The sequence below is a fragment of the Erwinia sp. genome (assembly GCF_031978025.1).
GTDB lineage: Bacteria > Pseudomonadota > Gammaproteobacteria > Enterobacterales > Enterobacteriaceae > Erwinia.
Genome location: NZ_DALZCD010000024.1, coordinates 1 through 18,517 on the forward strand (window position 1 = coordinate 1; position 18,517 = coordinate 18,517).

15 protein-coding genes are annotated in these 18,517 nt (G+C 53.9%); 9 read left to right on the plus strand and 6 right to left on the minus strand.

The genetic code is table 11. The features are described from left to right. Positions 1 to 42 precede the first annotated feature (42 nt). From endA to RTK32_RS03375, 5 genes are all read right to left on the minus strand, one after another. On the minus strand, positions 43 to 747 hold the full coding sequence (endA, locus tag RTK32_RS03355; protein WP_312042097.1) for a deoxyribonuclease I: 705 nt from the start codon (positions 745 to 747) through the stop codon (positions 43 to 45). Between the two features lie 105 nt (positions 748 to 852). Then, positions 853 to 1,365, minus strand: coding sequence for a SprT family zinc-dependent metalloprotease (locus RTK32_RS03360; protein ID WP_312042098.1), 513 nt, complete (start codon positions 1,363 to 1,365; stop codon positions 853 to 855). Between the two features lie 70 nt (positions 1,366 to 1,435). After that, on the minus strand, positions 1,436 to 2,833 hold the full coding sequence (locus tag RTK32_RS03365) for a sugar porter family MFS transporter (RefSeq protein ID WP_312042099.1): 1,398 nt from the start codon (positions 2,831 to 2,833) through the stop codon (positions 1,436 to 1,438). A gap of 412 nt (positions 2,834 to 3,245) precedes the next feature. Then, entirely contained in the window at positions 3,246 to 4,400 is a 1,155-nt protein-coding gene (gene metK, locus RTK32_RS03370; protein WP_312042100.1) for a methionine adenosyltransferase, read from the minus strand. A 170-nt stretch (positions 4,401 to 4,570) separates the two neighbouring features. Next, on the minus strand, positions 4,571 to 4,804 hold the full coding sequence (locus tag RTK32_RS03375) for a hypothetical protein (RefSeq protein WP_312042101.1): 234 nt from the start codon (positions 4,802 to 4,804) through the stop codon (positions 4,571 to 4,573). Positions 4,805 to 5,114: 310 nt separating this feature from the next. Between RTK32_RS03375 and speA the strand changes: the two genes are divergently transcribed. Together speA and speB are read left to right on the plus strand one after the other, a co-directional pair. Then, entirely contained in the window at positions 5,115 to 7,091 is a 1,977-nt protein-coding gene (gene speA / locus RTK32_RS03380; RefSeq protein ID WP_312042102.1) for a biosynthetic arginine decarboxylase, read from the plus strand. A 142-nt stretch (positions 7,092 to 7,233) separates the two neighbouring features. Beyond that, a complete protein-coding gene (speB, locus tag RTK32_RS03385; RefSeq protein ID WP_312042103.1) occupies positions 7,234 to 8,157 on the plus strand; it encodes an agmatinase in 924 nt (307 codons plus the stop codon). A gap of 41 nt (positions 8,158 to 8,198) precedes the next feature. Here the strand turns inward: speB and RTK32_RS03390 are convergent, their stop codons facing one another. Further along, complete coding sequence (locus RTK32_RS03390) at positions 8,199 to 8,951, minus strand: M48 family metallopeptidase (RefSeq protein ID WP_312042104.1); 753 nt, start codon at positions 8,949 to 8,951, stop codon at positions 8,199 to 8,201. Between the two features lie 273 nt (positions 8,952 to 9,224). On the opposite strand from RTK32_RS03390, the gene tkt reads away from it, so the two are divergent. From tkt to RTK32_RS03425, 7 genes are all read left to right on the plus strand, one after another. After that, the gene (gene tkt / locus RTK32_RS03395; RefSeq protein ID WP_312042105.1) at positions 9,225 to 11,216 is read left to right on the plus strand and encodes a transketolase; all 1,992 of its coding nucleotides are present in this window, start codon (positions 9,225 to 9,227) and stop codon (positions 11,214 to 11,216) included. A 939-nt stretch (positions 11,217 to 12,155) separates the two neighbouring features. After that, positions 12,156 to 13,202: an erythrose-4-phosphate dehydrogenase gene (epd, locus tag RTK32_RS03400; RefSeq protein ID WP_312042106.1), complete on the plus strand. Its 1,047-nt coding sequence runs from the start codon at positions 12,156 to 12,158 to the stop codon at positions 13,200 to 13,202. Between the two features lie 22 nt (positions 13,203 to 13,224). After that, positions 13,225 to 14,385, plus strand: a complete 1,161-nt coding sequence (gene pgk, locus RTK32_RS03405; protein WP_312042107.1) for a phosphoglycerate kinase — start codon at positions 13,225 to 13,227, stop codon at positions 14,383 to 14,385. 90 nt (positions 14,386 to 14,475) lie between these two features. Beyond that, the gene (gene fbaA / locus RTK32_RS03410; RefSeq protein WP_312042108.1) at positions 14,476 to 15,555 is read left to right on the plus strand and encodes a class II fructose-bisphosphate aldolase; all 1,080 of its coding nucleotides are present in this window, start codon (positions 14,476 to 14,478) and stop codon (positions 15,553 to 15,555) included. A 266-nt stretch (positions 15,556 to 15,821) separates the two neighbouring features. Beyond that, complete coding sequence (gene mscS / locus RTK32_RS03415; protein ID WP_312042109.1) at positions 15,822 to 16,706, plus strand: small-conductance mechanosensitive channel MscS; 885 nt, start codon at positions 15,822 to 15,824, stop codon at positions 16,704 to 16,706. 182 nt (positions 16,707 to 16,888) lie between these two features. Continuing rightward, on the plus strand, positions 16,889 to 17,509 hold the full coding sequence (gene argO, locus RTK32_RS03420; RefSeq protein ID WP_312042110.1) for an arginine exporter ArgO: 621 nt from the start codon (positions 16,889 to 16,891) through the stop codon (positions 17,507 to 17,509). A 151-nt stretch (positions 17,510 to 17,660) separates the two neighbouring features. Then, the gene (locus RTK32_RS03425; protein WP_312042111.1) at positions 17,661 to 18,380 is read left to right on the plus strand and encodes an oxidative stress defense protein; all 720 of its coding nucleotides are present in this window, start codon (positions 17,661 to 17,663) and stop codon (positions 18,378 to 18,380) included. Positions 18,381 to 18,517: the final 137 nt, after the last annotated feature.

The window sequence follows — 18,517 nt, forward strand, 5'->3', positions numbered from 1 at the left end:
GCAGGGCGGCCAAAACATGTTGTTCAGTTTAGGCCACGGATTTTACCGCTGGCAAGCACGCTGTACATAAGGGTTATGGTTGCCCTGAACTTTTGCGATGCGGTTATCACGCTCGCACTCCCAGGCGGTGACCGGATATTGCTTGTCCCAGACCGTCATCAGCTGAGTCTGCTGGTTTGACATGGCGATTTGGTACTGGTCACGCATATAGAACCACGTACGAGCGATGGCGCCGCGTGCGCGGGCCGGGGGTTCAGCCTGCTTATTTTTGAAATCGATTTTCATCTCGCATTGACCATACTGATGCTCGCTGCCGTTCCACTGGCTATACATGAAGTTCCCGCGATCGCCGTTAACCTCACCGATGGCAGGTTGCAGGTTATGCAAATCAGACTCTATACGGCGATAACCCGCATCTTTGGCGCACTGCTTTCTGCCACCGTCCTGCCAGCACTGGCGCTGGTGGCCAAAGGTCCAGGCGGGCACAACGTGTTCCCATTCAATCCGGTTAGCGCGGTTAGCGTTTTTACGTACCTGATAGCCGCAGGAAGCGAGGTCAGGCACGCCTTTCTTTCCCTGCCAGTTAATCTTACAGCCGCAGTAGAAAGAACCAGGCGCATCGGCATTGATTTGCGCGGCATACGCTTTCGCCTGGCCGAAATTATTCTGATGGTAATTGTTAAGGCTTAACCCGTGGGCAAAGAAGGCGGTCAGTAAAGAAAAGCAGCCAATGATTTTGCGTAACATATTCGATTTTCTGTCAGACAATGAAACGTCGAGAGTAGCAGAAGCGCCAGATAACAGGAAATCGTCCCGTGCTTTAGCGCTATTTTTTTTGCGCCGTACCAGTTTTTACGCAGCGGAAAATGTGCCGGGCTGCAGCTTCTCACCGCAGTGAACGCAGCGATATTCGCTTTCGCCACGCGTCACCCGATTATGGCGGCGAACGGTCAGCTGATGCTGCTGGCAGCCACAGCGATAGGGAAAAGCGCGGCGGCGTACTGATTCGATAGCAAACTGGTGGGTACGTCGGGCGGGCACATTCAACACGCTTTCCATCATCCATTTCCACTCTTTGCCGTGTGGCGCTACGTGGCCAAAGTGTTTCCATACCAGCAGATGCGCCAGCTCATGCGGAACCACTTCATTGACAAAAGACTCCTGATTTTCCAGCAGCAGAACCGGGTTCAGGCGGATTTCCCAGGCTTCCAGCCAGGCGGTGCCTGCAGCCGTACCGCGCTGCTGATAAACCAGTTTTGGTTCAGGGTAGGTACGCTCAAGGTGCTGATTAGCCTGCTGCAGTTTTTCACGCAGCGAGCGCATTACAGCCTGCTGTAGCGCTATCGGAATTCGGAGGGGTTTCATGGTGTAGAGGATACGACGAGAGAGGGGAGGAATTCAATGAAACTGGCCGGGTCACCCCGGCCAGCAATGCTTAGTCGCGCTGACCGATGTCGCGCAGCTTTTTGCCGCTTAACAGGTTACGCTCAATGTGTTCCAGAGAAACGTTTTTGGTTTCCGGGATCAGCATGATAGTCAAAATAACGAAGATGATATTCAGGCCGGCGTAGACCCAGAAGGTATTAGCGTTGCCCAGCGTATTCAGCATGGTCAGGAAGGTTGCCCCAACGATCATGTTGGCAATCCAGTTGGTTGCCGTGGAAACAGTGATACCAAAATCGCGGCCTTTTAGCGGCTGAATTTCGGAGCACAGAACCCAGATCAGCGGACCGGCGCTCATCGCAAAACCAATGATAAACATCAGCAGCATAGCGATAGCAAAGTACTGTGCGCCGGCAGAGTGAATGCCGATATGCAGCATGGTACCCAGTACGCCCATACCGATGGCCATCACCAAAAAGCCCAGCTTCAGGGTTGGCTTACGGCCCCAGCGATCCACCAGGCCGATAGCGATAAAGGTCGCCAGTACGTTGATCAGACCAACGATAACGGTGCCCCACATCTGCTCGGTGGTATTGGTAAAGCCAGCAATTTCAAAGATTTTTGGCGCGTAGTACATGATGACGTTCATGCCGGTGAACTGCTGCATAACCTGCAGCAGGATACCCAGCCAGACCGCACGACGGAAATTGCTGTTGTTTTTAAACAGATTCCAGCCGGACTGCTTGATCTTCAGGCTTTCACGGATTTCGTCCAGCTCGCGCTTTGCCTGCTCGCTGGTATCACGCAGGCGATCCAGTACGCGCTGTGCATCGCGGAAGTTACCTTTCGCCGCCAGCCAGCGTGGGCTGTTAGGCAGGAAGCAGACGCCGAACAGCAGCAGGGCAGCCGGAATAGTAATGATGCCCAGCATCCAGCGCCATTCGCCGGTGTAGCTGAACGCCGTATCGGAGAGGTAAGCGCCCAGAATACCGATGGTAATCATCAGCTGGTACAGGGAGATCATACTGCCACGAATTTTTTCTGGTGCGATTTCAGACAGGTAAAGCGGAGCGGTAAAGGAAGCCACGCCGACGGCCAGGCCCAGCAGCACGCGTGCCACAATCAGCATATCCGCATTTCCCGACATGGCTGACCACAGAGAGCCGATAACAAACAGCACGGCGCCAATCATCAGGCTTTTTTTACGACCGAGGTAAGAGGACATCCAGCCGCTGCCCACAGCGCCGACGGCGGCACCGAACATCATTGAACTGACGATCCATTCCTGCTGGTGGGCAGTCACGTTGAAATCTTTCGCAATGAAAGGTAAAGCGCCGGCAATCACGCCGATATCCAGCCCGAAAAGCAGGCCGGCGAGTGCGGCGAGTAAACATACGAACAAGGTCATCGCCTTGTTGGATGTTCTGCTCTGTTTCTTATTATCAGGCATGAAGCCTCCATATTAGTGGTACTGTATATTGTTTTTATAAATGTTAAAAAAACCCGGCGCGAAAGACTGTGCGGGCGATCACATGGTGTAACCGGTTACACACCAGATCTTTCTGAAAACAGCGGTTTTCATACGCGCTTACGCTTTATAACCGTTCAGGCATAGCACTAAATAGCTTCTCCTGGTTCCCTGCTGGCACTCTATCGGACAGCGCTGAAAATAGCGCATTCTCGCTACTCTTGTTAAGGCTGGAAATTCTTAATTATCCGATGCTGCGTGATGTTTCTGGATGTAACCGTTAACATTTACGCATCAAAAGCCTGCCGAAGTGTACACGGAGTTTACCAATCCGCCAGCCAGCAGACAGCAAAAAGGGCACCCTATAGGTGCCCTTAGTGCAATAGGTAAAACCTTACTTCAGGCCAGCGGCTTCACGCAGCTGTGCAGCCTTGTCGGTTTTTTCCCACGGGAAGTGCTCGCGACCAAAGTGACCGTAAGCAGCGGTTTCGCGATAGATCGGGTGCAGCAGGTCCAGCATCTGGATCAGGCCGTAAGGACGCAGATCGAAGAACTCGCGTACCAGCAGCGTCAGCTGTTCGGTAGAGATTTTTTCTGTACCAAAGGTTTCTACCATGATGGAAGTCGGTTCTGCTACGCCAATAGCGTAAGACACCTGAATTTCACAGCGGTCGGCAAGGCCAGCGGCCACGATATTTTTCGCCACATAACGCGCGGCGTAGGCTGCGGAACGGTCAACTTTTGACGGATCCTTACCGGAGAACGCGCCACCGCCATGACGGGCCATGCCGCCGTAGGTATCAACGATGATTTTACGACCGGTCAGGCCGCAGTCACCCATTGGGCCACCGATAACGAAACGGCCAGTTGGGTTGATATGGTATTTAGTGCCGGCGTTGATCCATTCTGCTGGCAGAACCGGCTTGATGATCTCTTCCATCACCGCTTCCTGCAGATCTTTCTGACCAATATCTTCCGAGTGCTGGGTAGAAAGCACTACCGCATCGATACCCACGATTTTGCCCGCATCGTACTGGAAAGTAATCTGGCTTTTCGCATCCGGACGCAGCCACGGCAGCGTACCGTTTTTACGGACTTCAGACTGACGCTGAACCAGGCGGTGCGCATAGGTTACCGGCGCAGGCATCAGCACGTCGGTTTCGTTGGTCGCATAGCCAAACATCAGGCCCTGGTCGCCCGCGCCCTGTTCCAGCGGATCGGCACGATCCACACCCTGGTTAATATCCGGCGACTGTTTGCCAATGGCGTTCAGGACCGCGCAGGAGTTGGCATCAAAGCCCATATCGGAATGCACGTAGCCGATTTCACGCACGGTACGGCGGGTAATCTCTTCAATATCTACCCATGCGCTGGTAGTGATTTCACCACCGACCAGCACCATGCCGGTTTTTACGTAGGTTTCACAGGCGACGCGGGCTTTAGGATCCTGCTCAAGGATGGCATCCAGCACGGCATCAGAGATCTGGTCGGCGATTTTATCGGGATGGCCTTCTGAGACGGACTCAGAGGTGAAAAGGTGTTTAGCCATTTATTCTTTACCTTACTGAAACGGGTTGGGATCGACTGCATAGCGCTAAAAAGAAACGGTTTCCTCTCTGCGCCCCCTCAGGCAAAGCCATGAGCAGTACAATAATTTGATTTAAGACGCTTAGAAGTTAACCGGTATAGATGGATTAACATCTGGACGGCTATTTTAGGTTATTCGTTAAACAGATTGCCAGCATTTTTTATCGGAAACAACCCACGAATTTTGTAAAAATTACCGCGCTCCTCTCTGTTCCTTACATTTAAATTTTGCATTCCTGCTGTGCTGATTGTATAAAACGCCGCTGCTGTAAGCCGGCTTGTTGGCATCAGCGGCAGGCGCGTCAGCGAGGGACTTTTCGCTGGCCTTTTCCTCCCGGTTTCCCAAGCGGAGCTGAATACGGTCATGATCGCAACCGGTTCATTGCGCCATTCCGGCGCGCACAGACTCTTCCTGTCCCCTGTCCCTGCATGGGTGCCATGCCGATGTAGCGCCGGTCGTGATGCCGGCATTGGTCGATAATCTCCCTCTTCTCATTGCCTCAGCGCAAGCTGGGTGACGGAGTCCGCGACGTGTTTAATGTTATACTTCTTATATCGCCTGGTACGGTGTTCCAGCGTTTTATGCTGGGCTTCCCGGTAGTCGATGGGTTGTTGTCGCGGGATTTCCCTGCGATAGTAGTTAACTGTTCCGCATCATTGAAATTCGAGGCTCGCGATGTCTGACGACAGCAAGATGATTAAGGGTTCGTCAGCAGGCGAACACGGTGTACTCCGCTCAATGCAGGAGGTGGCCATGAGCGATCAAGATGCCAGCAAAATGCTGCGCACCTACAATATTGCCTGGTGGGGCAATAATTACTATGACGTCAATGAGCTGGGTCATATCAGCGTCTGCCCCGATCCGGACGTGCCTGAAGCGCGTGTCGATCTGGCGAAACTGGTTAAAGAGCGTGAGGCCGAAGGGCAACGCCTGCCTGCGCTGTTCTGTTTCCCCCAAATTTTACAACATCGTCTGCGCTCTATTAACGCGGCGTTCAAACGCGCGCGGGAATCTTATGGCTATCGCGGCGACTATTTCCTGGTTTATCCGATCAAGGTTAACCAGCACAAACGCGTTATCGAATCACTGATCAACTCCGGTGAACCGCTGGGGCTGGAAGCCGGTTCCAAAGCGGAGCTGATGGCGGTGCTGGCGCACGCGGGCATGACCCGTTCAGTGATCGTCTGTAACGGCTACAAAGACCGTGAATACATTCGTCTGGCGCTGATTGGCGAAAAGATGGGCCATAAGGTCTATCTGGTGCTGGAAAAAATGACGGAAGTGAAGCTGGTGCTGGAAGAGGCAGAGCGCCTGAACGTGGTGCCGCGTCTCGGTATCCGCGCGCGTCTGGCTTCACAGGGTTCCGGCAAATGGCAGTCCAGCGGTGGCGAAAAATCCAAGTTCGGCCTGTCGGCTACGCAAGTGCTGAAGCTGGTCGAAATCATGCGTGAAGCCGGAAGAATGGAAAGCCTGCAACTGCTGCACTTCCATCTCGGCTCGCAGATGGCGAATATCCGCGATATCGCGACCGGCGTACGCGAGTCGGCCCGCTTTTATGTTGAGCTGGCGAAGCTGGGCGTCAATATTCAGTGCTTCGACGTGGGTGGGGGGCTGGGCGTGGACTATGAAGGTACGCGTTCACAGTCCGACTGCTCGGTAAACTATGGCCTGAACGAGTATGCCAACAACGTTATCTGGGCTATCGGCGACGCCTGTGAAGAACACAATCTGCCGCATCCGACGGTTATTACCGAATCGGGACGTGCGGTCACCGCACATCACACCGTGCTGGTTTCCAATATTATTGGCGTAGAACGTAACGAGTTTATTACGCCACAATCGCCGCCGGAAGATGCGCCTCGTCCGATTATCAGCCTGTGGAATACCTGGCAGGAGATGCACGAGCCGGCCAATCGCCGCTCGCTGCGCGAATGGCTGCACGACAGCCAGATGGATCTGTTTGATATCCATACCGGTTACTCGCAGGGGATTTACAATCTGGAGCAGCGTGCCTGGGCAGAGCAGCTCTATCTGAGCGTTTGTAACTATATTCAGCAACATCTCGATCCGGGTAACCGCGCGCACCGTCCGCTTATCGACGAGCTGCAGGAGCGTATGGCGGATAAGATTTACGTCAACTTCTCGCTGTTCCAGTCCATGCCGGATGCGTGGGGTATCGATCAGCTGTTCCCGGTGCTGCCGCTGGAAGGACTGGACAAAAAGCCGGAACGCCGCGCGGTGCTGCTGGATATTACCTGTGACTCTGACGGTACCATCGATCACTATGTGGACGGCGACGGTATCGCCACCACCATGCCGATGCCGCAGTACGACGTAGAGAATCCGCCGATGCTGGGCTTCTTTATGGTCGGCGCATACCAGGAAATTCTGGGCAATATGCATAACCTGTTCGGCGATACCGAAGCGGTTGATGTTTATGCCTATGCAGACGGCCGTGTTGATGTGCAGCTGTCGGACGAAGGCGACACCGTGGCGGATATGCTGGAATACGTGCAGCTGGATCCAAAAGAGCTGCTGACGCATTTCCGCAAGCAGATTGCCGAATCCGATCTGGACGACGAGCTGCGCGCGCAATTTATCGCCGAGTTTGAAGCGGGCCTCTACGGCTACACTTATCTGGAAGATGAGTAAGTCGTAGTCGCCTGGCCGGGCGGCGCGTTCTCCGCCCGGCAACCTGAACCCAATCCCTTTCTCGTCGGGCCTAACGACGCGACGGGGATTTTTTTTAGCTATAACAGCAAGGCCAGCCTGGCCGACAGCAAGAGAGGGGCTTATGTATAATACTCTGGGTAACCAGTACGATAACTCTTTGGTTTCCAATGCCTTTGGTTTTATGCGCTTTCCGGTTAACTTTCAGCCGTACGACAGTGACGCCGAATGGGTGATTACCGGCGTACCGTTTGACGCGGCCACATCCGGTCGTCCCGGCAGCCGTCTGGGCCCGGGTGCAATCCGTCAGATTTCAACTAACCTGGCCTGGGAAGGCTGCCGCTGGCCATGGAATTTCGACCTGCGTCAGCGTCTGAACGTGGTTGACTGCGGCGACCTCGTTTACGCTTTTGGCGACTCGCAGGATATGAGCGATAAATTACAGGCCCACGCGGAAAAGCTGCTGGCTAACGGCAAGCGCATGATGACCTTTGGCGGCGACCACTACGTCACGCTGCCGCTGCTGCGCGCACACGCAAAACATTTCGGCAAAATGGCGCTGGTCCATTTCGATGCCCATACCGATACCTATTCCAACGGGCCAAAATTTGATCACGGCACCATGTTCTATACCGCGCCGCAGGAAGGACTGATTGACCCATCGCGTTCGGTACAGATCGGCATTCGCACCGAATTCGATGCCTCTTTGGGCTTCAATGTGCTGGATGCGGCGCAGATCAACGATCGTAGCGTGGACGACATTATCGCGCAGGTAAAAGAGATCGTTGGCGATATGCCGGTTTACCTGACTTTTGATATTGACTGTCTGGATCCGGCCCACGCGCCGGGCACCGGTACACCTGTTGTGGGCGGCCTGACCTCGGACAAAGCAACCAAACTGGTGCGCGGTCTGCAGGGGCTGAATATTGTGGGGATGGACCTGGTAGAAGTCGCCCCGGGTTACGATCAATCTGACATCACCGCGCTAGCGGCGGCCACGCTGGCGCTGGATATGCTGCACGTTCAGGCCGTTAATAAAGGCGAGTAAGTACTGAAAGAGGGCCAGCCTTCAGGCTGGCCTCTTCAGGCTTATTTTCCGGCCTGGATACGCGCTTTAATATGCTCCGCGCGGGATTCGGAAGAAGGGTGGGAATCGAACATGGTACTGGCATTGCCGCCTTCCAGTTTCGCCAGCTTTTCAAAGCTGGTTTCCAGACCCAGCGGGCTGACGCCACGTTTTTTCAGCAGATCAAACGAGTAATCGTCCGCCTGAGACTCCTGCTTTTGCGAAAACTGTGCGTTAACCAGTTTTTCGCCCAGGTCGCCCAGTTGCGATTGTGACAGCGTGGCGGCAATCCCGCCAACGGAGGCGGCGGCAGTACGTGCTGCCGTTGTTCCGTAAGCAACCTGCATCGCACGGCGGGTATGACCCAGCGCCACGTGACCCATTTCATGCCCCAGCACGCCTTCGACTTCGTTATCCGTCATCATATCCATCAGACCGCTGTAAACGCGGATACAGCCGTTGGCCATCGCCCAGGCGTTGACGTCTTTCGTCAAATAAACCTTATAGTTGGCGGGCGTGCCGTTAATGTTATCGCCAAGCGCGGCGGCGATTTTGTTCAGACGCTGGGTGTAAACGCTGTCGGCTGGCGCAATTTGCGCTTCACTGTCCATTTTTTCACACGATTTTACGCTGAGCTCTTTTACCTGCGCATCGCTGAGCGAGGCGGCCTGATAAGCCTGGGCGCCGGACTGCATCAGGGCATTACTGTCAAAATTCTGACAGCCGGTCAGTGCGGTAGCGACGGCCAGTGCCATCAGGGAAGCGGGGAGTTTCATTATTCTGTCCATTAGTAACAAGGTAATAAAAACAAACACCTGCCGTTAAAGGCAGGGAATAAGTAGGGCGCTATGTTAACTTCCTGTGTGCTAATGCATAGTTCCAACTTCTGAAAAAAGCAAGCAAGAGCCTGTTTTTTTGCACTTTTCACCATGTACATTCGGCTGCGCTTTCATGTACATTGAGGGTCGTCTTTTGCAGCTTTGCCTGATAACTCATTGATTAAAATAGGTTAAGGACGGCGAAGCCTTTAATCCGACCTGGAGTAGAACATGTCTTCTCGTAAAGAGCTTGCGAACGCCATTCGCGCATTAAGTATGGATGCTGTACAGAAAGCCAAATCCGGCCACCCGGGCGCGCCTATGGGCATGGCGGATATTGCCGAAGTGTTATGGCGTGATTTCCTGAACCATAACCCAACCAACCCGCAGTGGGCCGATCGTGACCGCTTCGTGCTGTCCAACGGTCACGGCTCTATGCTGATTTACAGCCTGCTGCATCTCACCGGCTACGATTTGCCGATTGCTGAACTGGCGAACTTCCGCCAGCTGCATTCCAAAACTCCAGGTCACCCGGAATACGGCTATACTGCCGGCGTTGAAACCACCACCGGCCCACTGGGCCAGGGGATTGCCAATGCGGTGGGGATGGCCATCGCTGAACGCACGCTGGCCGCACAGTTCAACCGTCCGGGCCACAATATTGTCGATCATAACACCTATGTGTTCATGGGCGATGGCTGCATGATGGAAGGGATCTCGCACGAGGTTTGCTCGCTGGCCGGTACGCTGAAGCTGGGCAAACTGGTGGCTTTCTATGATGACAATGGCATCTCAATTGACGGTCACATTGACGGCTGGTTCACAGACGATACCGCGCAGCGTTTTGAAGCTTACGGCTGGCATGTCGTGCGCGGCGTGGACGGACACGATGCGGACGCGATCCGTAAAGCGGTAGAAGAAGCGAAAGCGGTTAGCGATAAGCCTTCACTGCTGATGTGCAAAACCGTTATTGGTTTCGGTTCGCCGAATAAAGCCGGCACGCACGATTCCCACGGCGCGCCGCTGGGCGACGATGAAATTGCCCTGACCCGTCAGCAGCTGGGCTGGACCCACGCGCCGTTCGAAATCCCTCAGGATATCTACGCACAGTGGGACGCTAAAGAAGCAGGCCAGGCAAAAGAAGCGGCCTGGAACGAGAAGTTCGCGGCCTACGCGAAAGCCTGGCCGGAGCTGGCGCTGGAATTCCAGCGCCGTAGCAAAAACGCGCTGCCGGAAAACTGGCAGGCCGAATCGCAGAAATTCATTGAACAGCTGCAGGCTAATCCGGCAAAAATCGCCAGCCGTAAAGCCTCACAGAACGCGCTGGAAGCTTTTGGCAAACTGCTGCCGGAATACCTGGGCGGCTCCGCTGACCTGGCACCCAGCAACCTGACCATGTGGTCTGGCTCTAAGCCAATCAATGAAGATGCCGCGGGCAACTATATCCACTACGGCGTGCGCGAATTCGGCATGACCGCTATCGCTAACGGTATTACGCTGCATGGTGGTTTCCTGCCTTACACCGCCACCTTCCTGATGTTTGTGGAATATGCGCGTAACGCCGCCCGTATGGCTGCGTTGATGAAAATTCGTCAGGTGATGGTCTATACCCACGACTCTATCGGCCTGGGTGAAGATGGTCCAACGCACCAGCCGGTAGAGCAGCTGGCCAGCCTGCGCGTTACGCCGAACATGAGCGTATGGCGTCCGTGCGACCAGGTTGAGTCTGCGGTAGCCTGGAAATATGCGATTGAGCGTCACGACGGCCCAACCGCACTAATCTTCTCCCGCCAGAACCTGGCGCAGCAGGATCGTAACGCTGAACAGCTGGCTAACGTTGCCCGTGGCGCTTATATTCTGAAAGATTGCGACGGCACGCCGGAAGTGATCCTGATTGCAACGGGGTCTGAAGTGGAGCTGGCAGTCAGCGCTTACGAGAAGCTGAGCGCAGAAGGGCGTAAGGCTCGCGTGGTTTCCATGCCGTCTACCGATGCATTCGACAAGCAGGATGCAGCCTACCGCGAAGCCGTACTGCCGAAAGCGGTCGGCGCGCGCGTGGCGATTGAAGCCGGCATTGCTGACTACTGGTTCAAGTACACCGGCCTGCACGGCGCCGTGGTAGGTATGACCACCTTTGGCGAATCGGCACCTGCCGAGAAGCTGTTCGAAATCTTCGGCTTCACTGTAGACAACGTGGTGGCTAAAGCGAAAGCACTGCTGTAATCATCGGGGTTCGCCTGTTCAGTCAGGCGAACCTTCTTGCTGATCGGGCGGTATCCCGCAGGTGAAAATCCTGACCGGGCGGCACCAGCGGCTCTACCCGGTTTTTTATCCCGTTGCTTTCCGGGTCCTTCCTGTAGAGCCTGAGCTGGTCGCGTAAAATTTACCCTGCTGGTTGATCGAAAGCCATTCACACTCAGTAGAGCCATCTCTAAAGCCATTATCTTTCCCGGCTGCAGCATAACCCTTTCAGCCTGCCGCTAATTTCAGTACGCCGTGCCCGAATTTCTCCTTCGACTCGCCCGTTTTTCTGCACAAACACCGTTTTTTAGAATTGACCTTACCGCTGACGCTGCCGGTAATATGAATATCGCCCTCAGCGCTGATTTTGCCCACGATGATACAGGGATCCGAACCGTTGTCGTGTTTACAGGCACGCTGGCGGCGGAGGATACCGTTGCAGCGGAGAAGCTCTCCTCAAATTCACTGTCCGTCAGCAGGGCGGAGGCGTAGTTCAGCGAGTCACCGGGTTCCGGCGTTCTACTGAGGGCGCCTCCATCATGGAAACGGTTGTCAGAGGGAAAATTCTGATATTCAGCGAAAAAAGCGGGATAAATACGTAGATCGCGTGGTCAGGGGGGGATTTTAAAGTCAATATCAGTAAAAGCCACCTGACGCCTTTACCGGACAATTTGGGCCCGTATTTTATCCAGTCTCTTCTCTAAATGTGATGCAGGTCAGATTTTTAAACTGCCAATTGATCTGGCGCATTCCAATTATTCCGCATTGTCTTTATTGTAGCTGAACCGTTTCAACAAGCATTGGAACTGACCTGTTTCCGCTGAAAAAGCGATACGGTGACGTAAAAATTCCCTGTACAAACGGGGACGCCTGGCTCAGGCTAACGCTCGGTTTTGCACTGAATTTGGATGCAGGAGTGATATGACGGTTCGTATTGCCATCAACGGTTTTGGACGCATCGGGCGCAATGTGCTGCGTGCGCTTTATGAAACCGGCCGCCGCGCGGAGATAACCGTCGTGGCGATTAATGAGCTGGCGGAAGCGGCAGGCATGGCGCATCTGCTGAAATATGATACCAGTCACGGCCGTTTTGCATGGGACGTTCGTCAGGAGCGTGATCTGCTGTGGATAGGCGAGGATGCTGTCCGAATTTTGCATCGTGCCGCTATCACCGATCTGCCCTGGAAGGAGCTGAACGTGGATGTGGTGCTGGATTGCACCGGCGTTTGGGGCAGCCGCGCCGATGGCGAAGCGCATCTTGCCGCTGGGGCAAAAAAAGTGCTGTTCTCCCATCCGGGTGGTAACGATCTGGATGCTACCGTTGTTTACGGCGTTAACGAAAAAGCGCTGAAGGCAGACCATCGGATTGTCTCCAACGCTTCCTGTACCACGAACTGCATTATTCCTGTGATTAAGCTGCTGGATGATGCTTTTGGCATTGAGTCGGGGACGGTCACCACCATTCATTCCGCTATGCACGATCAGCAGGTTATCGATGCTTACCATACTGACCTGCGGCGGACTCGCGCAGCGAGCCAGTCCATCATTCCGGTCGATACTCGCCTTGCTGCCGGCATCACGCGTATTTTCCCAAAATTCAACGATCGTTTTGAAGCGATCGCCGTGCGCGTCCCGACAATCAACGTGACCGCCATTGATTTAAGCGTCAGCGTCCGCACGCCGGTAAACGCGTGCGAGGTTAACGCGCTGCTGCGAAACGCATCAGAAAAAGCATTTAGTGGTATAGTTGACTATACGGAACTACCGTTAGTCTCCATTGATTTCAACCACGATCCGCACAGTGCCATTGTGGACGGCACTCAAACGCGGGTCAGCGGACAGCACCTGATCAAAACGCTGGTCTGGTGCGACAACGAATGGGGCTTTGCTAACCGGATGATCGACACCACGTTAGCTATGGCCGCCAGCGGTTTCAGCCAGGGCGCGGACTGCGCCTTTAAAATTTAGAGAATCAACGAGAGGACTCACCATGTCAGTAATTAAAATGACCGATTTGGAACTTGCCGGGAAACGCGTACTGATTCGTTCTGATTTAAACGTGCCGGTTAAAGAGGGTAAAGTCACCTCTGACGCACGTATCCGTGCTTCACTGCCGACCATTGAAGCCGCGTTGAAACAGGGTGCGAAAGTGATGGTCACCTCCCACCTGGGCCGTCCGACCGAAGGCGAGTACAACGAAGAGTTCTCCCTGCTGCCAGTGGTTAATTACCTGAAAGAGAAACTTTCTTCTCCGGTTCGTCTGGCCAAAGACTACCTGGACGGCGTGGATATTGCCGAAGGTGAGCTGGTCGTACTGGAAAACGTGCGCTTTAACAAAGGCGAGAAAAAAGACGACGAAGCGCTGGCGAAAAAATACGCCGCGCTGTGTGACGTTTACGTGATGGATGCGTTCGGTACCGCGCACCGCGCTCAGGCTTCTACGCATGGCGTAGGTAAATTTGCTCCGGTAGCCTGTGCCGGCCCACTGCTGGCAGAAGAGCTGGACGCGCTGGGCAAAGCCCTGAAAGAACCTGCTCGTCCGATGGTGGCGGTGGTAGGGGGCTCTAAAGTCTCTACCAAGTTCGACGTGCTGAACTCTCTGGTCAAAATCGCCGATACGGTAATTGTTGGCGGCGGCATTGCCAACACCTTCGTGGCTATCGATAACAACGTGGGTAAATCCCTGTACGAGCCAGATTTTGTAGAAGCAGCAAAAAAACTGCGTGATGAATACAAAATTCCGGTGCCTACCGACTCCCGCGTTGGCACGGAATTCTCTGAAACTGCCCCTTCTACCGTGAAGAAAGTCTCTGAAGTGAAGGATGACGAAGAGATCATGGACTTCGGCGACGAAACTGCAGAAGCGATGGCTAAGCTGTTGAAAGAAGCCAAAACTATTCTGTGGAACGGCCCGGTGGGCGTGTTTGAATTCCCGAACTTCCGCAAAGGCACCGAAATCGTGGCGAAAGCCATTGCCGAGAGCGATGCATTCTCTATCGCAGGCGGCGGTGATACGCTGGCTGCCATCGACCTCTTCGGCATTGAAGATAAGATCTCTTATATCTCTACCGGCGGCGGCGCTTTCCTGGAGTTTGTGGAAGGTAAAAAACTGCCCGCGGTAGCGATGCTGGAAGAACGCGCGAAACAGTAACCTCTGAGGCGGAGGGTAGCCTCCGCCACAATGATTTGCCGCCTAAGGCGCAACATCTTTTACTATTGCCGACGAAACAGGACAAAAGACATGTCTAAAATTTTTGATTTCGTAAAACCAGGCGTTGTCACCGGTGACGACGTACAGAAAATCTTCAAGGTCGCAAAAGAGAACAAATTCGCCCTGCCAGCGGTTAACTGCGTCGGCACCGATTCCATCAATGCCGTACTGGAAACTGCCGCTAAGGTTAAAGCGCCGGTTATTATCCAATTCTCTAACGGCGGCGCGGCATTTATTGCCGGTAAAGGCGTGAAGTCTGATAAGCCACAGGCTGCGGCTATTCTGGGCGCTATCTCTGGCGCACACCACGTGCATCAGATGGCGGAACATTACGGCGTGCCGGTTATCCTGCATACTGACCACTGCGCGAAAAAACTGCTGCCGTGGATCGACGGTCTGCTGGACGCAGGCGAAGCTCACTTCGAGAAAACCGGCAAGCCGCTGTTCTCTTCCCATATGATCGACCTTTCTGAAGAGTCGCTGGAAGAAAACATCGAAATCTGCAGCAAGTATCTGGCGCGTATGTCAAAAATCAATATGACGCTGGAAATCGAACTGGGCTGCACCGGCGGTGAAGAAGATGGCGTTGATAACAGCCATATGGATGCTTCTGCCCTGTACACCCAGCCACAAGACGTGGATTACGCTTACGAAAAACTGAACGCTATCAGCCCACGTTTCACCATCGCGGCTTCCTTCGGTAACGTTCATGGCGTGTATAAGCCAGGCAACGTTAAGCTGACCCCAACCATTCTGCGTGACTCCCAGGAATTTGTGACCAAAAAACACAACCTGCCGCACAATGCGCTGGACTTCGTTTTCCACGGCGGTTCCGGTTCTTCTGCTGCAGAAATCGAAGAGTCAATCAGCTACGGCGTGATTAAGATGAACATCGATACCGATACCCAGTGGGCTACCTGGAACGGCATCCTGCAGTACTACAAAAAGAACGAAGGTTATCTGCAGGCGCAGCTGGGCAACCCGGAAGGCGCTGATAAACCAAACAAGAAATATTACGATCCGCGCGTATGGCTGCGCTCTGCTCAGACGTCCATGATTACCCGTCTGGAGCAGGCCTTTAAAGAGCTGAACGCGGTAGACGTTCTGTAATTTTCTGCGGCTGATCTTAAGGCTCCCCCGTGGAGCCTTTTTTATATGTCGTTCCCCAACGCCCGCCAAAGCCATCTTTGTTCTCGCGCTTATCTGCCTTCCTCTTTTAAAAACCCTGCTAAAAAAGCGCCTTCTGGGTAACAAATTATTAATTTGCCTCGTTATTTGGCAGCGGGCAGGATTTTAGTTACGCTTTAAGCTTGGGATGCCAGCGTTGTCTGGCAATCTGCTTACTTCCCGTCGGGGAACAACAACAGGATAAGCAAATGGAAGATTTGAACGTGGTCGACGGTGTAAACCGTGCGGGCAGCTGGCTGGTACATAATCAGGCGCTATTGCTCAGCTATGCGGTAAATATTGTTGCCTCAATTATCATTATTATTATTGGCGTGCTGGTGGCAAAGGTCGTCTCTAACGCGCTGAACAAAGTGCTGAAAGCACGCCATATTGACGCGACCGTCTGTGACTTTCTCGCGGCGATTGCCCGTTACGGCATCATCGCCTTTACGTTAACGGCGGCATTGAACCGCGTAGGCGTGCAGACCGCATCCGTTATTGCTCTGTTAGGTGCCATTGGTCTGGCCGCTGGCCTGGCCGTACAGGGCGCGTTAAGCAACCTGGCAGCGGGCGTGCTGCTGGTTATTTTCCGTCCCTTCCGTACCGGCGATTTTATTGACATCGGGGTGATGGGAACCGTACAGAGCGTACAGATTTTCTCTACGACGCTGAAATCCGCAGATGGCAAAACGGTAGTGGTGCCAAACGGCAAAATCATTGCCAACAATATCATTAACTTCTCGCGCGAGCCGGTGCGCCGTAATGAATTTATCATTGGCGTTTCTTACGATGCCGACGTCGATCAGGTGCTCAGGCTGCTGCGCGAAGTCGTAGAGGCCGACTCTCGCGTCCTGCAGGATATGGGCGTGCAGATTGGGCTGAACGAGCTGGCGGCTTCGTCAGTGAATTATGTGGTTCGTTGCTGGAGCAACGCAGGCGATCTGCAAAACGTGTACTGGGATTTGATGAAAAACTTCAAGCGCACGCTGGATGCCAATAACATTGGAATTCCTTATCCGCAGATGGATGTACACCTGCATCAGCCTGCTGAGGCAAAAACCGACGCCGCGCCGGTAACGGCAAAGCCTGAATAATTTCAGTCGGTTGGGCATAGCCCGAAGGCATCAGCATGAAAAAGACAAGGCGGACTGCGGTTCGCCTTTTTTATTGCCTACTGTCATAAGCTAACTTAATGGGCTATTAGAATCTTCAATTTCCTCTAATAATATGAAGGCTATACACTCGCCGCCAGCTGAAACCGTTTGAGGAGCACATTATGTTTGCCGTTTTCCTGCAGGGCATGGCACTGGGCGCCGCGCTGATCCTGCCGCTGGGGCCGCAGAACGCTTTTGTACTGAATCAGGGGGTGCGTCGGCATTACCATTTAATGACCGCTGCGCTTTGTACGATAAGCGATATTCTGCTGATTTGCGGCGGCGTTTTCGGTGGCAGCGCACTGCTGACGCAATCAACCTTATTGCTGAACATGGTGACATGGGGCGGCGTACTGTTCCTGCTGTGGTACGGCTGGGGGGCGTTGCGTACCGCTTTCAGCGGCGATGTGGCGCTGGCATCATCGCAAGCGATAAAGCAGAGCCGTTGGCGCATAATTGCCACCCTGCTGGCGGTGACCTGGCTGAATCCGCACGTCTACCTTGATACCTTTGTGGTGCTGGGGAGTCTGGGTGGTCAGCTTCCGGCAGAATCGCGTAAATGGTTCGCGTTAGGGTCGGCCAGCGCCTCGCTAATCTGGTTTTTCGGTTTGGCTATGCTGGCAGCCTGGCTGGCACCGCGCCTTAATACGGCCAGAGCGCAGCGCATCATTAATCTGCTGGTCGGGTTGGTCATGTGGCTGATAGCGCTGAAGCTGGCGCTACAGGCGCTGGATATCGGCTAAATACGCCCGAACTCATTTCAGGAATTAAGGTCATAGTCTCGCAGGTATAATCGCACTAAGATGCGAACTGATGGAATAAATTGTGGAAGCCGGTACGCAGTAATCAGGCCGGTTTCCTCTGTTATGACTGAAGTCCCATGGAGGATCTCCTTTGAAATTGACCAAACTGGCGCTGGCCGCACTTATTTTTACCTCACCTTTTGCCGTCGTGGCGGATGAACTGCCTAACGGGCCTCATGTTGTGACGTCCGGACAAGCAAGCGTTGACGCGACGCCCGACATCGCTACGCTGGCCATAGAGGTTGGCGTTTCTTCAAAAGATGCTTCTGAAGCCAAAAAACAGGCCGACAGCCGTGTTGCCCAGTATTTTGATTTTCTTCAGAAAAATGGCATTAATAAGAAAGATATCAATGCGGCCAACCTGAGTACGCAGCCAGAATATGATTATCTGAAGGACGGTAAATCGGAGCTGAAAGGTTACCGCGCGGTACGTCAGGTGCAGGTAACGCTGCGCCAGTTAGATAAGCTGAACGAACTGCTGGACGGGGCGCTCAAATCCGGGCTTAACGAAATCCGTTCTGTTGAGCTGGGCGTTGCCAATCCTGACAGCTATCGTGATAAAGCTCGCCAGGCCGCGATCGAAAACGCGACGCAGCAGGCTGGCGCGCTGGCAAAAGGCTTTAATGCTCAGCTGGGGCCGGTTTACAGCATCCGCTATCACGTGGCCAACTATCAGCCGATGCCGATGGCCAGAATGTTCAAAACCGCTGATGCCGCGCCGATGACCTCGGCCGCGCAAACTTACGAGCAGCAGAGCATTCACTTTGATGATCAGGTGGATGTGGTGTTTGAGCTGCAGCGCAAGCAGTAAGTTCGCTTTCTGAAAGCGGCGTCCGGTAGGGGATACCGGACGCTTTTCCTGCCAGAACTCGCGGGCGAAAATCAGCCCGAATCCGAATCCGAATCCGAATCCGAATCCGAATCCGAATCCGAATCCGAATCCGAATC